This window comes from Pectobacterium parmentieri (genome assembly GCF_001742145.1).
Taxonomy (GTDB): Bacteria; Pseudomonadota; Gammaproteobacteria; order Enterobacterales; family Enterobacteriaceae; genus Pectobacterium; species Pectobacterium parmentieri.
The window spans coordinates 2,846,691-2,866,146 of record NZ_CP015749.1; the positions used below are offsets into that span (position 1 = coordinate 2,846,691).

The 19,456-nt window shown below is 50.8% G+C and carries 18 protein-coding genes, 6 tRNA genes and 1 other RNA gene; 12 read left to right on the top strand and 13 right to left on the bottom strand.

Annotated elements, in window-relative coordinates; translation table 11 throughout:
* Positions 1–126 precede the first annotated feature (126 nt).
* Genes rseC through rpoE form a run of 4 tightly spaced genes read right to left on the bottom strand, consistent with a single transcriptional unit; the run spans position 127 to position 2,820 of the window.
* Positions 127–579 carry a SoxR-reducing system protein RseC gene (gene rseC, locus A8F97_RS12865; RefSeq protein WP_012822894.1) on the bottom strand — a complete coding sequence of 151 codons (453 nt, stop codon included), beginning with the start codon at positions 577–579 and terminating at the stop codon, positions 127–129.
* Complete coding sequence (gene rseB / locus A8F97_RS12870; protein ID WP_012822893.1) at positions 576–1,538, bottom strand: sigma-E factor regulatory protein RseB; 963 nt, start codon at positions 1,536–1,538, stop codon at positions 576–578. Before rseB ends, rseC begins: the two co-directional genes overlap by 4 nt.
* A complete protein-coding gene (gene rseA / locus A8F97_RS12875) occupies positions 1,538–2,185 on the bottom strand; it encodes an anti-sigma-E factor RseA (protein WP_012822892.1) in 648 nt (215 codons plus the stop codon). The genes rseB and rseA overlap by 1 nt, the downstream gene beginning before the upstream one ends.
* Before the next feature lie 59 nt (positions 2,186–2,244).
* Positions 2,245–2,820, bottom strand: a complete 576-nt coding sequence (rpoE, locus tag A8F97_RS12880) for an RNA polymerase sigma factor RpoE (RefSeq protein ID WP_005973561.1) — start codon at positions 2,818–2,820, stop codon at positions 2,245–2,247.
* 380 nt (positions 2,821–3,200) lie between these two features.
* On the opposite strand from rpoE, the gene nadB reads away from it, so the two are divergent.
* Complete coding sequence (nadB, locus tag A8F97_RS12885) at positions 3,201–4,802, top strand: L-aspartate oxidase (protein ID WP_014698913.1); 1,602 nt, start codon at positions 3,201–3,203, stop codon at positions 4,800–4,802.
* 88 nt (positions 4,803–4,890) lie between these two features.
* On the opposite strand, the gene trmN is transcribed toward nadB, so the two are convergent.
* Positions 4,891–5,637: a tRNA(1)(Val) (adenine(37)-N(6))-methyltransferase TrmN gene (gene trmN / locus A8F97_RS12890; protein WP_025920226.1), complete on the bottom strand. Its 747-nt coding sequence runs from the start codon at positions 5,635–5,637 to the stop codon at positions 4,891–4,893.
* A gap of 134 nt (positions 5,638–5,771) precedes the next feature.
* Between trmN and srmB the strand changes: the two genes are divergently transcribed.
* Positions 5,772–7,097, top strand: coding sequence for an ATP-dependent RNA helicase SrmB (gene srmB, locus A8F97_RS12895; RefSeq protein ID WP_012822889.1), 1,326 nt, complete (start codon positions 5,772–5,774; stop codon positions 7,095–7,097).
* A gap of 72 nt (positions 7,098–7,169) precedes the next feature.
* On the opposite strand, the gene grcA is transcribed toward srmB, so the two are convergent.
* On the bottom strand, positions 7,170–7,553 hold the full coding sequence (gene grcA / locus A8F97_RS12900; RefSeq protein ID WP_005973551.1) for an autonomous glycyl radical cofactor GrcA: 384 nt from the start codon (positions 7,551–7,553) through the stop codon (positions 7,170–7,172).
* Positions 7,554–7,960: 407 nt separating this feature from the next.
* Between grcA and ung the strand changes: the two genes are divergently transcribed.
* Positions 7,961–8,647 (top strand): uracil-DNA glycosylase, encoded by a 687-nt coding sequence (gene ung / locus A8F97_RS12905; RefSeq protein WP_012822888.1) that lies wholly within the window; start codon positions 7,961–7,963, stop codon positions 8,645–8,647.
* Positions 8,648–8,819: 172 nt separating this feature from the next.
* Here ung and A8F97_RS12910 read toward each other — a convergent pair.
* Together A8F97_RS12910 and A8F97_RS12915 are read right to left on the bottom strand one after the other, a co-directional pair.
* Positions 8,820–8,895 (bottom strand) — tRNA-Ala (locus A8F97_RS12910).
* A gap of 47 nt (positions 8,896–8,942) precedes the next feature.
* A tRNA-Ala gene (locus tag A8F97_RS12915) sits at positions 8,943–9,018 on the bottom strand.
* 266 nt (positions 9,019–9,284) lie between these two features.
* Here A8F97_RS12915 and A8F97_RS12920 point away from each other — a divergent pair.
* On the top strand, positions 9,285–10,157 hold the full coding sequence (locus tag A8F97_RS12920; protein ID WP_227001552.1) for an alpha/beta hydrolase: 873 nt from the start codon (positions 9,285–9,287) through the stop codon (positions 10,155–10,157).
* A 115-nt stretch (positions 10,158–10,272) separates the two neighbouring features.
* Here the strand turns inward: A8F97_RS12920 and gltX are convergent, their stop codons facing one another.
* Entirely contained in the window at positions 10,273–11,688 is a 1,416-nt protein-coding gene (gene gltX / locus A8F97_RS12925; RefSeq protein ID WP_012822886.1) for a glutamate--tRNA ligase, read from the bottom strand.
* A 291-nt stretch (positions 11,689–11,979) separates the two neighbouring features.
* Here gltX and A8F97_RS12930 point away from each other — a divergent pair.
* The 5 genes from A8F97_RS12930 (at position 11,980) to A8F97_RS12950 (ending at position 12,587) form a co-directional block, all read left to right on the top strand.
* Positions 11,980–12,055 (top strand) — tRNA-Val (locus tag A8F97_RS12930).
* 57 nt (positions 12,056–12,112) lie between these two features.
* Positions 12,113–12,188: transfer RNA gene (locus A8F97_RS12935), tRNA-Val, on the top strand.
* A gap of 66 nt (positions 12,189–12,254) precedes the next feature.
* Positions 12,255–12,330: transfer RNA gene (locus tag A8F97_RS12940), tRNA-Val, on the top strand.
* Between the two features lie 7 nt (positions 12,331–12,337).
* A tRNA-Lys gene (locus A8F97_RS12945) sits at positions 12,338–12,413 on the top strand.
* Positions 12,414–12,459: 46 nt separating this feature from the next.
* Positions 12,460–12,587, top strand: a non-coding RNA gene (locus A8F97_RS12950) — RtT sRNA.
* Between the two features lie 216 nt (positions 12,588–12,803).
* Here the strand turns inward: A8F97_RS12950 and A8F97_RS12955 are convergent.
* Positions 12,804–13,910, bottom strand: coding sequence for an NADH:flavin oxidoreductase (locus A8F97_RS12955; RefSeq protein ID WP_033071019.1), 1,107 nt, complete (start codon positions 13,908–13,910; stop codon positions 12,804–12,806).
* Positions 13,911–14,096: 186 nt separating this feature from the next.
* Between A8F97_RS12955 and A8F97_RS12960 the strand changes: the two genes are divergently transcribed.
* The 3 genes from A8F97_RS12960 to A8F97_RS12970 all read left to right on the top strand — a co-directional run bounded on the left by A8F97_RS12960 (position 14,097) and on the right by A8F97_RS12970 (position 16,568).
* On the top strand, positions 14,097–15,146 hold the full coding sequence (locus A8F97_RS12960) for an aldo/keto reductase (RefSeq protein ID WP_033071018.1): 1,050 nt from the start codon (positions 14,097–14,099) through the stop codon (positions 15,144–15,146).
* 84 nt (positions 15,147–15,230) lie between these two features.
* Positions 15,231–15,812 (top strand): TetR/AcrR family transcriptional regulator, encoded by a 582-nt coding sequence (locus A8F97_RS12965; protein WP_014698909.1) that lies wholly within the window; start codon positions 15,231–15,233, stop codon positions 15,810–15,812.
* A 321-nt stretch (positions 15,813–16,133) separates the two neighbouring features.
* Positions 16,134–16,568 (top strand): DoxX family protein, encoded by a 435-nt coding sequence (locus tag A8F97_RS12970; protein ID WP_012822882.1) that lies wholly within the window; start codon positions 16,134–16,136, stop codon positions 16,566–16,568.
* Between the two features lie 84 nt (positions 16,569–16,652).
* Here A8F97_RS12970 and A8F97_RS12975 read toward each other — a convergent pair whose 3' ends face one another.
* Genes A8F97_RS12975 through cysT form a run of 3 tightly spaced genes read right to left on the bottom strand, consistent with a single transcriptional unit; the run spans position 16,653 to position 19,341 of the window.
* Positions 16,653–17,645 carry a sulfate/molybdate ABC transporter ATP-binding protein gene (locus tag A8F97_RS12975; protein WP_033071017.1) on the bottom strand — a complete coding sequence of 331 codons (993 nt, stop codon included), beginning with the start codon at positions 17,643–17,645 and terminating at the stop codon, positions 16,653–16,655.
* Complete coding sequence (gene cysW, locus A8F97_RS12980; protein ID WP_010280501.1) at positions 17,635–18,516, bottom strand: sulfate ABC transporter permease subunit CysW; 882 nt, start codon at positions 18,514–18,516, stop codon at positions 17,635–17,637. Before cysW ends, A8F97_RS12975 begins: the two co-directional genes overlap by 11 nt.
* A gap of 12 nt (positions 18,517–18,528) precedes the next feature.
* On the bottom strand, positions 18,529–19,341 hold the full coding sequence (gene cysT / locus A8F97_RS12985) for a sulfate ABC transporter permease subunit CysT (RefSeq protein ID WP_033071016.1): 813 nt from the start codon (positions 19,339–19,341) through the stop codon (positions 18,529–18,531).
* Between the last annotated feature and the right edge of the window lie 115 nt (positions 19,342–19,456).

Below are 19,456 nucleotides of genomic sequence, written 5' to 3' on the forward strand. Positions count from 1 at the left end.
GAATAACAGAACAACGAGAGGAAAGCAGGAAGTAAAGTGCCATCACGTGGTAAATATCGTGTCGAACGATAACAAAATAGTGAACAGGATTTCCGCAACACACGTCTTTATGCTCAGACGTACAGGTCAATTTTGTAACAGCGTGCCAGGCAACGCAATTTGCAGGATAATAGGCTCATAACGCTTATTTTTACCTAACCGCTTTGCCCATCGCTTCACGCAGATAAACGCCAGCCCGCCCCCCAGCAATGCACCGCTAACGGCAGCTAGATCGGTACTGAATAGCGTTTGGAATATCGCCGCCCCGAACAGCAATCCAACGAGCGGAACGAAGTAAACCAGAGCAGCAGAAAGCAACAATCGCCCCTCAGAAATACCTAATTCCACTTTTTGCCCCACTTCCAAAGGCCTATCGTAAGGGACATGGAGCGTATTTTCAGCAGAAAGCCCAAGCTGACTTAATAAGCCGGTTCCACACGACGAGCGGGATTTACAACTGCCACACCCCGCACTGGGTTCACACCGCAGTTCCGCAATGCCATTCTGCCATGACACAACCGTTGCCCATTCTTTAATCATGGCTGAGCCGTCAAAAGGATGCTGTCAGCGATTCGTTTAGCCGTAGAAGGTGGAATATCACCGACAACGGTAATCTCACGATTTCCCCGCATAACAGTGTGAATAGAGCGTCGACCAGTGAGCAGTGACTGCTCCTCACTCACGTCAGAAGACGGGCTAATATTAATCGAAAAACTAAACAAACCATCGCTGTACAGGCGTGTTTCGATCGGAATAGATGAACCGGGCAAGATTTTTTTGCTGTGCGAAAGCGCTTTCATTCCTGTAGGCAACCATTCTGGCTCCCAAGAAAAATTGCCTTTTTCTGCGGCAGGCGCAGGTAGAACAGAAGGCAGTGTGATCCCTTCTAGCGGACGCATTACGCTAACCACATCATCGTCAACAATCAGCGATGTTGTTAAGAATTGTTCCAACCGCTTGTCACCATTACGATCCTGTAAATCGATACGCAGTGGAAGTTTAGATTCCGCATCAATCCACACAGTATAGCTGTAGCGTGTGCCATCGCGTGAAATAACGCGAACTCCCAGAGCCAGACGATCGGCAATACGCACCCGCCCATCTGCGGGAACAAAATCATAATAGGGCGATAACTTCTGGAAATCGGCAAAGACGAGGGAAGGAAGAGAGTCGACGATATGATCGCTGGTGAGCGTAAATGGCTCAAAACCGGGATCGAAGTAGCTGACCTCATTGCCGCGCTGCACAATTTCGCGCCGCGGACCATCCATAAACAGCAGTTGCGCCAAGGAATGGTTATTGACCACGGCATGACGATACCGTACCGATTCGAATCCTTGCGGGGTGATGTTGATAAATGAAATTTCGTAATTCAGAGAACGAACTGCGCCATTCATCTGCTGCAGCAACGCGCCCGGCTCAACATTTTGAGCCGGGGCGAAAGTAGAATAAAACAGGCTGCCAATCAGAAAACAGGCGGCGGACCAAACGTGCTTCATTACCGGGGCTGTGTTCCTAATGATTGAGTGCCGGGAACCTGAATAGCCGCTTGCTGATCGTCCTGCGGCAAAGCATGCTCGGCATGCAATCGGCGCTGTAATTCGTAGTCCTGCAAAATGGCGTTAAGGCGATTACGCTGCATATCAGATTTTTGTTGGCCACTGTGAGGGGCAATATTTTCTGACGGCACGCCCAAGCTCACAGGGGAAGCCGTGCCCATAGCAGGTAAGGTGCTGAACACGCCGGATTCCACAACATGTTCGGGCGCATTGCCCTGCTGATAATTTTGTACACCAACAATCACGGCTAAAGATACGCAGGCAGCAACACCGACTTGCGTCAGTTGGCTGCCCCACGGGCGGATTTTATGCCAGAACGGCATCTTCACCCACTCGACAGGTTGTGGCTGAGATTCAGGCTGCGCTTGTGGAACCAGGCGAACAGGTTCTTTTTCGATTGCAGCGGCAACACGAGATGCGATGTCTATGTGAATCACGTTTTCACTCACATCACCACGTAACGCATCACGAATTAGATGATAACTTTGCCAACTTTGCTGCAACGCGTCATCCCGTGACAATGCACCTAACAGTTCGGAATCTACTGCTTCGCCATCCATTAAAGCGGAAAGTTTCTCTTTCTGCATACCGACACCCTTACCTTGTCAAATCCATCATTAGTCATGCGGATAGCTGGAAACGCTCGCTAGCGCTGAATAAGCGGTTGTACTTTATTATCAATAGCTTCCCGCGCTCGGAAAATACGAGAACGAACCGTGCCGACGGGACAATCCATAATCACGGCAATCTCTTCGTAGCTTAAACCGTCCAACTCACGCAGCGTAATCGCTAAACGTAAATCTTCCGGTAAAGACTCGATAGTTCGGAAAACTATGCTTCGCAGTTCTTCTGACAACATTAAATTCTCAGGGTTCGATATTTCTTTCAGCGCACCCGCATTTTCATAGTTTTCCGCGTCATTGGCATCAATGTCGCTGGAAGGCGGGCGGCGTCCCTGAGCTACCAGATAATTCTTGGCTGTATTCACGGCAATACGATACAACCATGTGTAAAACGCACTATCGCCACGGAATGATTCTAACGCGCGATACGCTTTAATAAACGATTCCTGTACCACGTCCGGCACGTCCCCTTGTGGAACATACCGCGATACCAGGCTCGCTACCTTATGCTGATAACGAACGACCAACAAGTTAAACGATTTTTGATCGCCTTTTTGGACTCGCTCGACCAGAACCTGATCTGCCAGTTGCTCGCTCATCCGAGGTAATCTCTACTCAAACCGTTCTCCACACATAAAATAGTACTGCCAGCGATATAAGTCATATTTAGAGCAAGCTCCTCATTAGAACCAAGACATTCAATAAAGTTCCGGGTCATCATTTTTCTTTTACTTAGCGCCGTTACCCGTCTTTGCGATGCAAATCATGACGCATTCTCTTCATCACACATTGTCTTTATCTGAGGCATCTACGCTCTTCCGGGGATGATACGATAAATCCGGGGTATTCGCACGATTCACCATGTTGCGTCATTCGCTTATTATTTATAGCGTAGAGAGGGGGCTAAAAACCAATACGGCAATCGACCATTGGGTGCTAACATCAGATTTCCTCTTCTTTTTGCACCCACGACACAACCATGCAAACGACCACTGAATACGTCTGTGATGTTTTAATCATTGGCAGCGGCGCTGCCGGGCTTTCACTGGCGCTGCGTCTGGCTTCGCAGGCCAACGTGACGGTATTAAGCAAGGGCCCGCTTAACGAAGGCGCGACGTTTTATGCTCAGGGCGGCATCGCTGCTGTTTTCGATGAAGCCGACACCATTGATTCTCATATCGAGGATACCCTGATCGCTGGCGATGGCCTGTGTGAACGGGAAGCCGTTGAATTCATCGCCAGCAATGCCAAACACTGCGTGCAATGGCTGATCGAGCAAGGCGTGCTATTTGATACCGAAACCAGCACCAGCGGCGAAGAACGTTATCATCTCACGCGCGAAGGTGGTCATAGCCACCGCCGAATTCTACACGCCGCGGATGCAACCGGAAAAGAAGTAGAAAATACGCTGGTACAGAAAGCGTTATCCCATCCGAATATTCGGATTATGGAACGCTGCAACGCCGTCGACTTAATTACCTCCAATAAGCTGGGCTTGCCCGGTACTCGCCGTATTATTGGTGCTTATATATGGAACCGTGAACAAGAACGCGTCGAATCCTGCCGGGCGAAAACAGTAGTTTTAGCGACCGGTGGCGCATCCAAAGTTTATCAATACACCACGAATCCCGATATTTCCTCCGGCGACGGTATCGCTATGGCGTGGCGTGCGGGTTGTCGCGTAGCAAACCTGGAATTCAATCAGTTTCACCCAACTTGCCTATTCCATCCACAGGCGAGAAACTTCCTGCTGACGGAGGCGTTACGCGGTGAAGGTGCGTACCTTAAACGTCCCGACGGCACGCGTTTTATGCCCGACTTCGATGAAAGAGGCGAGTTGGCTCCGCGCGATGTGGTCGCCAGAGCCATTGACCATGAGATGAAACGGCTTGGTGCAGACTGCATGTATCTGGACATTAGCCACAAACCCGAAGCGTTCATCAAACAACACTTCCCCACCATCGATGAAAAATTACAGTCTCTTGGCATCGACCTGACCCGTGAAGCGATACCGATCGTCCCAGCAGCGCACTATACCTGTGGTGGCGTGATGGTCGATCAGCACGGTCGCACCGACCTTGACGGTCTGTATGCAATTGGCGAAGTCAGCTATACCGGATTGCACGGCGCAAACCGCATGGCGTCCAATTCGCTGCTGGAATGTCTGGTTTATGGCTGGTCAGCCGCGGAGGATATTTTGCAACGCTTACCGCAAATCAAAGCGGTGAAAAAATTGCCGGATTGGGATGAAAGTCAGGTCGACAATTCAGACGAACAGGTGGTGATCCAGCATAACTGGCACGAACTGCGTCTGTTTATGTGGGATTACGTTGGTATCGTGCGAACCACTAAGCGACTGGAGCGGGCGCAACGCCGTATCCATCTGCTTCAGCAGGAAATCAATGAGTACTACGCCCACTTCCGCATTTCCAACAATTTGCTGGAGCTACGTAATCTGGTGCAAGTCGCCGAACTCATCGTCCGCTGTGCGTTGGAAAGGAAAGAAAGTCGCGGGCTGCATTATACACTGGACTATCCAGAACAGTTCGAGGCACCGACACCAACGATTCTGGTGCCATAATGCATAAAAATCGCGGTTCACAAGAATCATAATCCGCAAACAACAGTTCAGACAGAAAAGGCAGACGCGGCTAAACGGCGTCTGCCTGCTACATGAAAAGATAGAAATCTTTTGTTAGCTGCTGAAAATCGCTCGAATAACGCTTTGCTGCATCACGTATTGCCAATGAAGCATGCACACACACCTTTTCCTGGCGGGACAACGCCAGCAAAACGCGATGCGCGGACCTACCTTCCTGTTCAGATACGCAAAGCTGCTGCCGGACGTACCAATTGTGTTGCTGCGCCAGCGGGATAAAGTGCTCCGCCACCTGAACGGGCAACACCACGCAAAAAAGCCCTTCAGACATCAGCAGTTGATGCGCACAGTGCAACAGCGCTTCATGAGTTAACGAGGTGGTATAACGAGCCTGCTCACGCTCAGCCGAGCCACACGCAATCCCCGGCGGGAAATAAGGCGGATTACTGACAATCAACGAATAATCGGTGCTTCGCATCGCGGCGAAATCCACGATATCCTCAGCATAAACCGTGACTCTGTCAGCCCATGGCGAGGCAGCCATGTTTTCTTTCGCCTGCTGGCTAGCAGCGCTATCCAGCTCGACGGCATCAACCCGAACATGCGGCTCAGAACGCTGCGCCAGCATCAGCGCGAGGAGACCGGAACCGCTGCCAATGTCTAAAATTCGCGAGGTTGAGGACACGGGTGCCCAGGCCCCCAGCAAAATACCATCAGTTCCAACCTTCATTGCGCAGCGGTCGTGCGCCACAAAAAATTGCTTGAAGGTAAATCCATCCCGACGCAATGTCAGTTTATTATCAGCCAGATGACTCATGAAAATAAGATTCCAAACGCAAACCGCAGTAGCATAGGTGAAACATCCGCGCAGGAAAAGTGCCGATGTCTGCTTAAACAGGTGAAGAAATCGGCCAATCCGTCTATAATCGGCGCCCCAAATAGAGGTAGACCATGACTGTAACCAATTTTTCCGAGCTCGATCTTGATGAAAGCCTGTTAGACGCCCTGCGCGATATGGGTTATGAACGTCCAACTGCGATTCAAGCCGAGGCAATCCCTCCGGCGATGGAAGGCCGTGACGTACTGGGCTCTGCGCCAACAGGTACAGGTAAAACCGCCGCCTATCTGCTGCCGGTTTTGCAGCATCTTATCGATTTTCCTCGTAAAAAATCAGGTCCACCTCGTATTCTGATCCTCACGCCAACTCGTGAGCTCGCTATGCAGGTTGCCGATCAGGCGCGTGCATTTGCGGCGCATACGCATCTGGATATCGCCACGATCACTGGTGGCGTGGCCTATATGAACCACGCAGAAGTGTTCAGCGAAAATCAAGACGTTGTCGTCGCGACGACTGGCCGTCTGCTGCAATACATCAAAGAAGAAAACTTCGATTGCCGTGCGGTAGAAACACTGATCCTGGACGAAGCGGACAGAATGCTGGATATGGGCTTCGCCCAGGATATTGAACACATCGCAGGGGAAACTCGCTGGCGCAAGCAAACGATGCTGTTTTCTGCGACGTTGGAAGGGGACGCGATCAAGGATTTCGCCGAGCGTCTGCTCAACGAACCGATTGAAATCGAATCCGACCCATCGCGTCGGGAGCGTAAAAAAATTCTGCAATGGTATTACCGCGCCGACGATCTCAAACACAAAACAGCCCTGCTCTGCCATCAGTTAAAACAGCCAGATGTTACGCGCTCTATCATCTTTGTACGCAAGCGTGAGCGAGTGCATGAACTGGTATCCTGGCTGCATGAAGCTGGCATTAACTCATGCTATCTCGAAGGCGAAATGGTGCAAGCCAAGCGCAACGAGGCGATCAAACGTATGAGCGATGGTCGGGTTAACGTGCTGGTGGCAACAGATATCGCAGCGCGTGGCATCGATATTGACGATGTCAGCCACGTATTTAACTTCGACTTGCCGCGCACAGCCGATACTTACCTTCATCGTATCGGCCGCACCGGCCGCGCGGGTCGCAAAGGCTGTGCTATCTCTTTCGTTGAAGCGCACGATCACCTGCTGCTGGGAAAAATCAGCCGCTACCTGAATGAGCCACTAAAACCGCGCGTTGTAGAGGAACTCCGTCCAGAGACCAAAGCGCCAAGCGCCAAAACGACGGGCAAACCGTCGAAAAAAGTGCTCGCTAAGCGGAAAGAGAAAAAAGAGAAGGAAAAAGAAAAAGTTAAAGTGAAGGTTCGCGATCGCGACAGTAAAAATGTTGGTAAGCGTCGTCAACCAACAAAGAAAACTGACGAACCGTCTGCTGAATAAAACAGTCGATGTTTTATATAGATGTAAAAAAGGGAGCTTCTGCTCCCTTTTTGTTAAGGCTTGAGTAACAACTTACAGGCTTGCGGTAAAAGTACGAGCGATAACGTCGCGCTGTTGTTCCGGCGTCAGTGAGTTGAAACGAACAGCGTAGCCAGACACACGAATGGTCAGTTGCGGATAGTTTTCCGGATGCTTAACGGCATCTTCCAGCGTCTCACGGCGCAGAACGTTTACGTTCAAATGTTGACCACCTTCCACACGCACTTCAGGTTTGATTTCCAGTGGAATTTCACGGTACTCGATCTGACCCAGATCGCTCACTGGAACGATTTGATCTTCGCTATAACCCGATTTAGCGCACACGCAACGCGCCTGTGATTTTTCTTCATCCAGCAACCAGAAGGAATTGATCAGAGCGCTGTCGTTAGCCTTGGTGATTTGAATACCAGTAACCATAATTGCCTCCGTAAACGGTGTGTTATCGTCTTAATTAAAAACTGACGTGGTTAACTAATTGACGTAGTTAAAATTGACTTAGTTAAAATCGCTATCAGCAAAAAACTGCCAAACTTCGTAACGATCGTATAAAACGCTGTCTCTCTGCCCTCTTATATACCAGCCTGATAACCAGACATCTTTGACTTAAATCAATTTTAAAACCTTGCGATTTGGCACCCAGCCAGCAATATATTGTTTTATATCAATTTTACCAACGCAATAAATTGCAAATATTTTTGTAAATTTTCAATTTTTTTTCAAAAAAATCGCTTTCGTCCCGACAACAGCGGTTACGGTTTTACCTCGGCACGATAGATCGGTAAGCTACCCACAACACCATTCAACCTGTAAAAAAAGAGTGCATGATGGCGACCTCTCTCACCTGGCATGACGTGCTGGCACAAGAAAAGCAGCAGCCTTACTTCATTAATACCCTTGAATTCGTGGGGAAAGAACGAGCAGCGGGTAAGACTATCTATCCCCCACAGAAGGATGTTTTCAACGCGTTCCGTTTTACCGAACTGCATCAAGTCAAAGTCGTCATTCTGGGGCAAGATCCCTATCACGGCCCGAATCAAGCTCACGGGCTGTCATTTTCTGTACGTCCGGGCGTCCCCGCCCCGCCTTCTCTAGGTAATATTTATAAAGAGCTGGCGAGTGACATCCCTGGATTTGAAATTCCACGGCACGGTTTTCTGCAAAGCTGGGCGGAGCAAGGTGTTTTACTGCTAAACACGGTATTAACGGTTGAAGCTGGGCAAGCGCATTCGCATGCCAATCTGGGCTGGGAAACCTTTACTGACCGCGTCATTGCAGCATTGAATGAACAGCGGGAAGGTTTGGTCTTTCTTTTATGGGGCTCGCATGCACAGAAAAAAGGCAACATCATTGACCAGCAGCGCCACCATATTCTGAAATCGCCGCACCCTTCCCCACTATCTGCACACCGTGGATTTCTGGGTTGTAAGCATTTTTCGCAGGCCAATCAGCTTCTGGAACAGCAAGGATTATCGCCAATAGACTGGACGCCAAGGCTTCCGGAAGAGGCCTAAGCGGTAACGGTTTGGTTGCTTTCAAAAAATGGGAGCAGCCGACTATCCTTTATAAAGAACCGTTTATAAAAAATCGTAATCAGAAGCTGCTGACAAGAGTATTAAGCCGATGAAAAGTGCTGATTGAATATGAATAAACCGAGAGAGATAAATAGGAAGCAATGCGATGATTTGGTGGAGCTAAGCGGGATCGAACCGCTGACCTCTTGCATGCCATGCAAGCGCTCTCCCAGCTGAGCTATAGCCCCACAACGTGTGGAATGTTCGTGATAACCAACCAAACAGAGGGAATGTTTGGTGGAGCTAAGCGGGATCGAACCGCTGACCTCTTGCATGCCATGCAAGCGCTCTCCCAGCTGAGCTATAGCCCCGTATCTTACAGCACTACCGTAAAGACAAGTACTGTGCGAACGCGTCGCATAATATGAAACCCGATTAGCAGTGTCAACGGCTAAATCCGGTTATCCGATCAACCGCTGAAAAAGACGCCAAAGGTAAGAAAAAACAGGTGGCAATTTCGGTGTCATCTCATCATAAGCACAATAAAAAGCTGCCAACGATAACGCGATTTATTATCATCGGTTTCACGTTACGCTTCTGTCTTCCATTAAGCACCCAGCACATGCGCTATTTTCCTATGATTGTATTTTCTCTGATGGTGTCTACATCTGGCATGTTGCCTGTTAGGGCTGAGCCAACCATTCCTGATATTACTGAACAAGCAAAAGCTCAATTTGAGATCAAGCACGTTGAGATGCAAAGCGATACACAGCATACCTATCGGATTTTCATCGCACTTCCTCATCATCAGCCCGCGCCAGAAGGCGGCTATCCGGTGCTATACATGCTGGACGGTAATGCTCAGTTTCCTGTTGCGGTAAACAGCTATAACGCGAAAAATGGCGCGGCACCGCTAATTATCGCCGTCGGTTATGCGATCGATAAGCCCTACGATGTTCCCGCCAGAACACGCGACTACACGCCGCCAACACCACTCACCGATCCAGATTTTGCCGCAGGCGGCGAAGCCGAGGCGTTTTACCAATTCCTGCAATCCACGGTAAAACCTTGGGTTGAAGCAAACTATGACGTCAATAAACAAAAACAAACGCTTGCCGGGCACTCTTTCGGCGGTCTGTTTACGCTCTATACGCTTTTTAACCACACCGAGTCTTTCCAGCGCTATGTTGCTGCAAGCCCATCGATCTGGTGGGGAAATGGCGTTGTGATTCCAGCAAGAACACCGCTGCTCGCTACACCGCCGCAGTCAATTAGCGTCACAGCAGGGGAAAATGAAGATGAACCTGTCAAAACGCGAGCGGGTCAACCCGTTGATGAAAAACGGGCAGAACGGCTCAGCCAGAGAAAAATGGTGGAAAGAGCAAAAACGCTAGCTAACCGGCTCAATGAACAAGGCACAAAAGCCGACTTTATTCTGTTCCCAGGAAAAGGACATGGCGACGTGATCCCCGATGCCATCGGTAAAGCCGTTGCCATCGCTGGTCAATAATCCGCTGTTCACGCCATAAAAAAACACCCTGTCAGCTTACCGCTCACAGGGTGGGGGTGACCATCTCATTAACCCCGACATTTTGCCGGGGTCTGACACTATTCACCAATAGCGATTACTGCTGGGCTTCACGTTCAGTGATAAACGCCAGTGCTTTATCAATACGTGCCAACGAACGCTGCTGACCAACCGCGTGTACGGTAACATCAACGCCCGGAGACTGGCCTGCGCCCGTTACCGCAACGCGCAGCGGCATACCGACTTTGCCCATGCCCTGACCCAGTTCGTCCGCCGTGCCCTGAATGGCGTGATGGATGTTCTCCGCCGTCCAGCTAGTCATCGCTGCCAGTTTTTCACGTACCAGTTCTAGCGGTTGACGCGCAACCGGACGCAGATGTTTCTTCGCGGCATCGGCATCAAACTCAGCAAAATCTTCATAGAAATAGCGGCAAGAGTCCGCCATTTCTTTCAGCGTCTTACAACGCTCGCCCAGCAAACCGACCAGTTCGCTCAACTGTGGTCCGGTGCGCGTATCAATTCCCGCTTGCTCAATATGCCATGACAAATGCGTCGCCACGTATTCTGCTGGCAGATGGTTAATATAGTGATGATTCAGCCATTGCAGTTTTTCAGTATTGAAGGCGCTTGCCGATTTGTTGACGGCATCCAGTGAGAACAGAGACTTCATCTCATCAATAGAGAAGATTTCCTGATCGCCAGATGACCAACCTAAACGCACCAGATAATTCAGCAGTGCTTCTGGCAGATAGCCATCATCGCGGTATTGCATCACACCGACAGCGCCGTGACGCTTGGACAACTTCTTACCGTCATCACCCAGAATCATCGACACATGTGCATATTCCGGTACTGGTGCGCCCAGCGCTTTCAGGATGTTGATCTGACGCGGCGTGTTGTTGATATGGTCTTCGCCACGAATAACGTGCGTAATTTCCATATCCCAGTCATCGATAACAACACAGAAGTTGTAGGTCGGTGAACCGTCAGTACGGCGGATGATCAGATCGTCGAGTTCCTGATTGCTGAATTCGATAGGCCCGCGAATACGGTCATTAAAGATGACTGAGCCTTCCTGCGGGTTAAGGAAACGGACAACGTGCGGCTCACTGTCAGCATGATGCTCGTGAGAACCACGGCAGCAGCCGTCGTAACGTGGCTTATCACCCTTTTCCATCTGCTGCTCACGCAGCGCTTCCAGACGCTCTTTCGAGCAGTAGCATTTATACGCCGTACCGTTTTCCAGCATCTGGTCAATAACGGCGTTGTAACGGTCAAAACGTTTAGTCTGGTAGTACGGGCCTTCATCCCAGTTTAGGCTCAGCCAGTTCATACCATCCATAATGGCATCAATTGCGTCCTGAGTTGAACGCTCCAGATCGGTATCTTCAATACGCAGCACGAACTCACCGTCCTGATGACGGGCAAACAGCCAAGAGTAAAGAGCGGTACGAGCGCCGCCAACGTGAAGATAGCCAGTAGGGCTAGGGGCGAAACGGGTTTTGATTTTCATTTGGGATTACAGCCTTATTACGCAACGGCTGTCGGCATAGACCGACATAAGCTCAGAGAACAAAAGTGGGCAACATTCTATCACTCTGCTTCGATTCCTCAACGCCGTAACATGCCGCACGCGCTTTTATTCTGGAGGAAGAAGCAAGATAGTTGACTAAATTGCACAAGGATACAGCGCTAACGGCGATAAATACGACGCCTTGCCTAATTTTGCAACGAACAATCATTTTAGTTTTAAAAAGCGTTGACTCACATTCAAGGATCCCTATAATGCGACTCCACACAGCGGGGGTGATTAGCTCAGCTGGGAGAGCACCTCCCTTACAAGGAGGGGGTCGGCGGTTCGATCCCGTCATCACCCACCACTCTTAATGCTTTTAAGCAAGAGTAGCTCGCTGTGTAGAGTAAGAAGATTTGAGATTGGGTGATTAGCTCAGCTGGGAGAGCACCTCCCTTACAAGGAGGGGGTCGGCGGTTCGATCCCGTCATCACCCACCAATCTCTACCAGCTGGTCTTCTTATTAGAAGTTGAAATAGGTATAGAAGTAAACGTAGTACAGAAGTGGGTGATTAGCTCAGCTGGGAGAGCACCTCCCTTACAAGGAGGGGGTCGGCGGTTCGATCCCGTCATCACCCACCACTTCTGCGGGTCGTTAGCTCAGTCGGTAGAGCAGTTGACTTTTAATCAATTGGTCGCAGGTTCGAATCCTGCACGACCCACCACTTCCGCAAAGTGATTCCTCTCTGAAGTAAATCCACCCAATGTTATCTATTGCACGTGTCGTGTAGGTGAGAGCCTGCGTTCAGGTTCGAGCCGAGCGAAGCGAGACAACAACGCGCCAGCGTTGACCCCGAAGGGGCGAGGCCAAAGGCCGAGTCATCCTGCACGACCCACCACTTCCGCAAAGTGATTCCTCTCTCCACCAAATGCTATCTATTGCACGTGTCGTGTAGGTGAGACAAAATCATTGAAAATGGTTTTGAACAACGCTTGCGTTGGCCCTGTAAGGGTGAGCCTTAGAATAAGGCGAATAACCTGCGCTAATCTTTCTGTATTAACCTTCCCAATACGCAATTGAAGTACCGCGACCTATCAGCCACGGCACCCAAACGTCATGCCAGCACGGCTAAGTCCGCTGCATCAAAACCGCGTAATTTATCAGTCTGTCCAGTACGCACTTTTTGCACCCATTGCGCATCAGAGAGCAGTACCCGCCCAACCGCGATCAAATCAAATTCTTCCCGCTCCATGCGTGCATACAAATTGTCCAGTGCTGCCGTACCGGAACCCTCGCCACCAAACGCAGCAAAGAAATCTGAGCTTAACCCTACCGAGCCAACGCTGATTGTCGCCGCACCTGTCAGCTTCTTCGCCCAGCCGGCGAAGTTCAGCCCTTTAGCCCCGTCAATCTCAGGGAACTCCGGCTCCCAGAAACGGCGCTGAGAACAGTGGAGAACATCCACACCCGCCTCAACCAGCGGTGCCAGCCAGTCCGTCATCTCCTGTGGGGAGGTGGCAAGCCGTGCGCTGTAATCCTGCTGTTTCCACTGACTCACGCGCAGGATTAGAGGGAAATCGTCACCAATAGCGGCTCGGACCGCGCGAATAACCTCTGCGGCAAAGTAGGAACGCTCACGGATCGTTGCGCCACCGAAGACATCTGTACGCTTATTCGTGCCTGGCCAGAAGAATTGATCGATCAGGTAGCCATGCGCCCCATGCAACTCCACCGTGTCAAACCCCAGACGTTTGGCATCGGCTGCCGCACGGGCGAAAGCCGCCACGGTATCGGCGATATCTTCTTCCGTCATCACCACACCACGAGGCTCATCGGGCCCAACCAGCCCAGAAGGGCTTTCAACAGGGGCATCAGGTTCCCAGCCGCGGCCGTGCGTTGACCCCGTATGCCAAATTTGTGGACCAATACGACCACCAGCGGCATGAACCGCTTTAGCCACCGCATCCCAGCCCGCCAGCGCCGCCTCACCATGGAAAAATGGAATCCCTGACATATTGCGCGAAGCAGGACGATCGACCACCGTCCCCTCCGTTAGAATCAGTCCTACGCCCCCTTCGGCACGGCGTCGGTAATATTCCGCATTCGCCGAGCCGGGAACCCCCTCTTCCGCCATACTCCGCGTCATGGGTGCCATAACGATGCGATTGGGAAGGGTCAACCCCTTCACCGTGAAGGGACTAAACAGAATATCGTCAGACATGGATATTTCCTTTTAAGGTTTAACGCTATACGGCGTTGAACATGGATTAAAAACGCAATTCATACAGTTAAGCAACTCTATTAGCATCACCCCCTTGTAAAGATGATGCCATCCTGCTTGCACTTATAAATGATGTATGACATATATAATAAATGTCAATCAACATTTAAATGTAAGGTGAGTAGTATGAAATACACGACGTTTGGACGGAATACGGGTTTACGCGTTTCTGAGCTGGCTCTCGGAACAGGAAATTTTGGCACTGGTTGGGGCTATGGTTCTGAAAAAGAACAGGCTAAACAGGTATTTGATCGTTATGCCAACGCTGGCGGCAACCTCATCGATACGGCGGATGCTTACCAGTTGGGCCAATCTGAGCAGATGGTCGGAGAATTCATTGCCGCAGATCGCGATCATTTTGTGGTAGCGACGAAATACACCTTAAGTGCCATGCCGGATGCTGGAATTTCCCAAACCGGCAATAGCCGTAAGAATATGATCTCATCGGTAGAAAACAGCCTTAAGCGACTGAAAACCGATCGTATCGATGTGCTGTGGGCGCACTTTGATGACCAATTAACTCCGTTGGAAGAGATTATTCGAGCTTTCGACGATCTCATTCGATCAGGGAAAATTCAATACGCCGGCTTCTCTAATTTCCCAGCCTGGCGTATTGCCCGAGCGGACACCATGGCAGAACTGCGCGGCTGGTCGCGAATTGCCGGCATTCAGGTGGAATATAGTCTGGTACAGCGTACAGCAGAGCGAGAACTGCTGCCGATGGCTGAAGCGATGGGGCTGGCAGCCACGCTTTGGTCTCCACTGGGTGGCGGCCTGCTGACGGGAAAATACCGTCAAAGTAAAGAAGGCCGCCTGATCGGTTTTGGCGGAAGGTTAGTGCACACCGAGCAAGACACGACCTTGTTGGATGAGGTATTTCGCGTGGCAAACGAGGTGAACGTCATGCCAATACAGGTTGCCATCGCCTGGTTACGATATAAATCCGCCCGCTCCAGCACCAGTCTGATCCCCATTCTGGGTTCCCGCACGCTGGCACAGTTGGACGACACGCTGCTCGCATTAGATGTAACGCTAAGCGAAGATCAGGTCGCGCGACTGGATGAAATCAGTGCAATTTCTCTGGGAACACCGCACGATCAGATTGCAGGGACATTGCCACGGGCTCAGGGAGGTGACAGCGCTAATATTATTACGCCGTGGCCACCACGAGCCTGATCTGGCTATTGATGAAAGGCATCATCTATTGAGTCTGATTTTTTCATACTCTAAGATGGTGCCTGACAAAGAAAGGAGAACAAAATGGCCCGTGTATCAAAGCAGCAGATGGAGCGTAACCGAGAGGAAATCATCCAGGTTTCTTCACAGCTCTTTCGTGAACGGGGCCTGAACGGCGTCAGCGTGAACGATTTGATGGCTGCGGCCGGGTTAACCCACGGTGGCTTTTATGGTCATTTTGCCTCCAAAGATGAACTCGCTGCCATCGCCAGCCGAAAAGCGCTTGAGGATTCTCATTCGCGCTGGCAGGAAATAAGCCAGCACGCCGATCAACATGATCTACAAACGATGGTGGAGCACTATCTTTCCCCCGACCACCGTGACTGCGCCAAAGATGGCTGTGCGATCACCGCGTTAGCTAGCGACATCGCCAGAGAAAGTGAGGATAAGCCGGTACGCGAGGTTTATCTCAAGGGTGTCAGGGCCATGCTGGGCAGGCTGGAATCCCTCTCTACGATAGAAGATAAAGAACAGCGTAGGCTGCATGCTATGGCGCAATTCGCGCTGCTGTCTGGCGCGCTAACGTTAGCCCGCGCAACGGCTGGCGATGCCTTGTCGGACGACTTCCTTATCGCCGCCAAAAAAGCGCTGCTTGGCGAAGCATAGACATGTTATGAAAAGGGGCCTACCGCATCAGTGATAAGCCCCAACCGCATTCTTTGTTAAAAATATTCCTTTATACAATTCATTTCCTGACCGTCAGCCGTTCAGGTCACTGACTCTTCTCATAACATATTGTTATTGCGTTATTCTCATCCATCATTAGACCGCCACAATTGCAGTGCTATGCTTTCTGCGTTGACACGCTTCACCTAATTTTTTGACAGAAAATATCAAATTTATTTGTTTTCTATTCAGGCGCTAAATCGACGACACTGCCGCCTTATCTCCAATAGCACTTTTCGCTTACTCATGAGGTTGTCTAGTATGATTTCTCAGTTGAATCAGTGGTTCACGCGTTTAACCGATCATCCCGATGCAGGTAAACTTTTACTGCGTTTAACCGTGGGTATTTTGCTGCTGTTTCACGGCGTAGCAAAAGTTGAGCACGGCGTAGGCTGGATCGTACAAATGCTGCAAGGCACAGGTCTGCCAGGTTTCATCGCTTATGGCGTTTATGTGGGTGAAATCGTTGCGCCGATCCTGATTATTTTGGGCGTGTTTACCCGTATTTCCGGCCTGATTGCCGCGTTGACGCTGGTTGTGGCTACTCTGATGGTGGGCACGGGTAAATTCTTCACCCTGACCAACGTCGGCGCATGGGCGCTGGAAGTTGAAGCGCTCTATTTCTTCGCTGGCATTATCATCATGCTGGTTGGCAGCGGTCGTTACTCTGTTGCTTCTAACCCCGCTTATCGTTAATCCTTTCAGCCAAGAGCATTAGCCGTAAACGCAAAAAACCCGCGAATTTCGCGGGTTTTTTTATTGCTATCGTCGGCCTGCCGATCAGATTTCCCAGTCGTGGTTATAGCGCTTGGGCTTGAACTGAATCACGTCACCTTTCTGCAACCCTTCCAGGCTCACATCGTCTTTCGCAACTTCCGCTTCAATCAGCTCAGACTGCTCACCCAGTTTCAACGACAGACGCGTTAACGCACCAAGCGGGCGAATATCACGCACGGTCACCGCCTGATAGCCATCCTGGGCCTGAACAGACAACGATACTTCATGCGGACGGAACAGAATGGTTTCTTCCGTTTGCGCTACTTTCAACCGGTTGCTGTCGCCAAGGAAATGGTAAACAAACTCGCTGGCTGGATTGTTATACACCTCTGCCGGCGTACCGATTTGTTCAATCACGCCTTTGTTCATCAGTACGATACGGTCAGCGACTTCCATCGCCTCTTCCTGATCGTGTGTTACAAATACCGATGTCAGATCGATATCTTCATGCAACTGAGACAGCCAGCGGCGCAGCTCTTTACGTACCTTGGCATCCAGTGCGCCAAAGGGTTCATCCAGCAGCAGGATGCTAGGCTCGACGATCAGTGCACGTGCCAGCGCAATACGCTGGCGCTGGCCGCCAGAAAGCTGTTCAGGGTAGCGATCCCCCAGCCAGTCCAACTGCACCAGATTCAGCAATTCATGCACTTTCTTTTCGATGTCACTCTTCGATGGCCGAATATTTTTCGGCTTCATTCGCAGCCCAAACGCCACATTATCGAACACCGTCATGTGACGGAACAGCGCGTAGTGCTGGAATACAAACCCCACGTTACGTTTACGCACATCGTGAACGGACACATCCTGACCGTGGAAAATAATGCTGCCGCTATCCGGCTGTTCCAGCCCGGCGATAATACGCAGCAGTGTTGTTTTACCGCAGCCCGATGGCCCCAGCAGCGCCACCAGCTCGCCGCTGTGGATAGACAAATTAATCTCGTTCAGCGCCCGGAACTGACCAAATTGTTTATTAATATTGCGAATCTCAATGCTCATTTTTGGCCAACTCCTGTTGTTTCTCTATTTGCTTCGTCAATCGGCTTTCACTCCACTGGCGCAGCAGCAGCACGACCAGTGACATAATTAACAGAAGGATCGCCACGCTGAAAGCCGCAACGATGTTGTACTCGTTATAAAGAATTTCAATATGCAACGGCAGCGTGTTCGTCAGACCGCGAATATGGCCGGAAATGACGGAAACCGCACCAAACTCCCCCATTGCACGCGCAGTACACAGCACCACGCCGTAGATCAGCGCCCACTTCACATTCGGCAGCGTGATGTGCCAGAACATTTGCCAGCCATTCGCCCCCAGCAGCCGTGCCGCTTCTTCCTCCTGCGAACCCTGCTCTTCCATCAGCGGAATCAGCTCACGGGCAACATAAGGCAGCGTGACGAAAATTGTCGCTAGTACGATGCCCGGCACGGCGTAAACAATTTGCAGATCGTGTTCGAGCAGGAAGGGATAGATCTTGCTTTGCGCCCCAAACAGCAGCACATACACCAGCCCCGCAACCACAGGGGAAACGGAAAATGGCAAATCGATCAGCGCCAGTAGAAAGCTCTTGCCACGAAATTCGAATTTCGTCACGCACCATGCTGTCGCCAGACCGAACACCACATTTAGCGGTACGGAAATGACGGTCGCAAGCAGCGTCAGCTTAAGTGCAGAAATCGCATCAGGTTCGGTAATCGCGTCCCAAAATGCGCCGACGCCTTTATCCAGTCCCTGAGTGACTACCATCATCAGCGGCAGCACCAGAATCAGGAAAAAGACGACCCACGCGAGTGAAACCAGAATGTAATAGGCGGCGGGCTGTTTTTTTCTTTTAGCCGCGTTGGCCTGAGTGGAAATAACCTGTTCCATGAAGACCGGCCCTTACAGTTTCGGTTGAATGCGGCGCTGCAACACGTTAATCAGCAGCAGCATAATGAAAGAAACCAGCAGCATGAATACACCGATTCCGGTTGCTCCCTTGTAGTCATACTGATCGAGTTTGGAGACGATCAGCAGCGGCAGAATTTCGGTTTTAAACGGAATATTCCCCGCGATAAACACCACGGAACCGTATTCGCCAACGCCACGGGCAAAGGCCAGCGCAAAGCCCGTCAGCCACGCGGGTAACAGCGCAGGAAGCAAGACATGGCGGAAAACCTGAAGCGGACGCGCGCCAAGGCAGGCGGCAGCTTCTTCCACTTCTTTCGGAATATCAGCCAGCACCGGTTGCAGCGTTCTGACCACGAAAGGCAGCGTGACGAAAATGAGCGCCAGCGTGATACCAATGCTGCTATAGGCTATTTTGAATGGAAACAGCGAGCCAATCAGGCCATTCGGCGCATACAACGCCGTCAGCGCAATCCCCGCCACGGCGGTTGGCAGCGCAAAGGGCATATCGATCATGGCATCGATCACTTTACGACCGGGAAAGGTATAACGCACGAGCACCCAGGCCAGCAGCGTCCCAAGAATACCGTTAATAAACGCCGCAGCCAGCGCCGTACCAAACGAAAGCCGCAGGGAGAAAAGCACCTGACGGCTGGTGATCAGATCCCAAAACTGACCAAACGTTAGTTGGCTGGCATACAAAAACATCCCCGCCAACGGAATGAGGACAATTAATCCTAAATAGCTCAGGCTAAACCCTAACGTTAGCCCGAAACCGGGAATCACTGAGGAAGAACGTTGTGACATACCGTGCCTTTAATTTTCATACTCACTACCCAGCCAACAACTGCTTGCCGACGCGCGCTACCTGACAGAAAGGTTAAGGCGGCAGGTCCTCTGCTTCTTAACCTGAAAAAAGCCG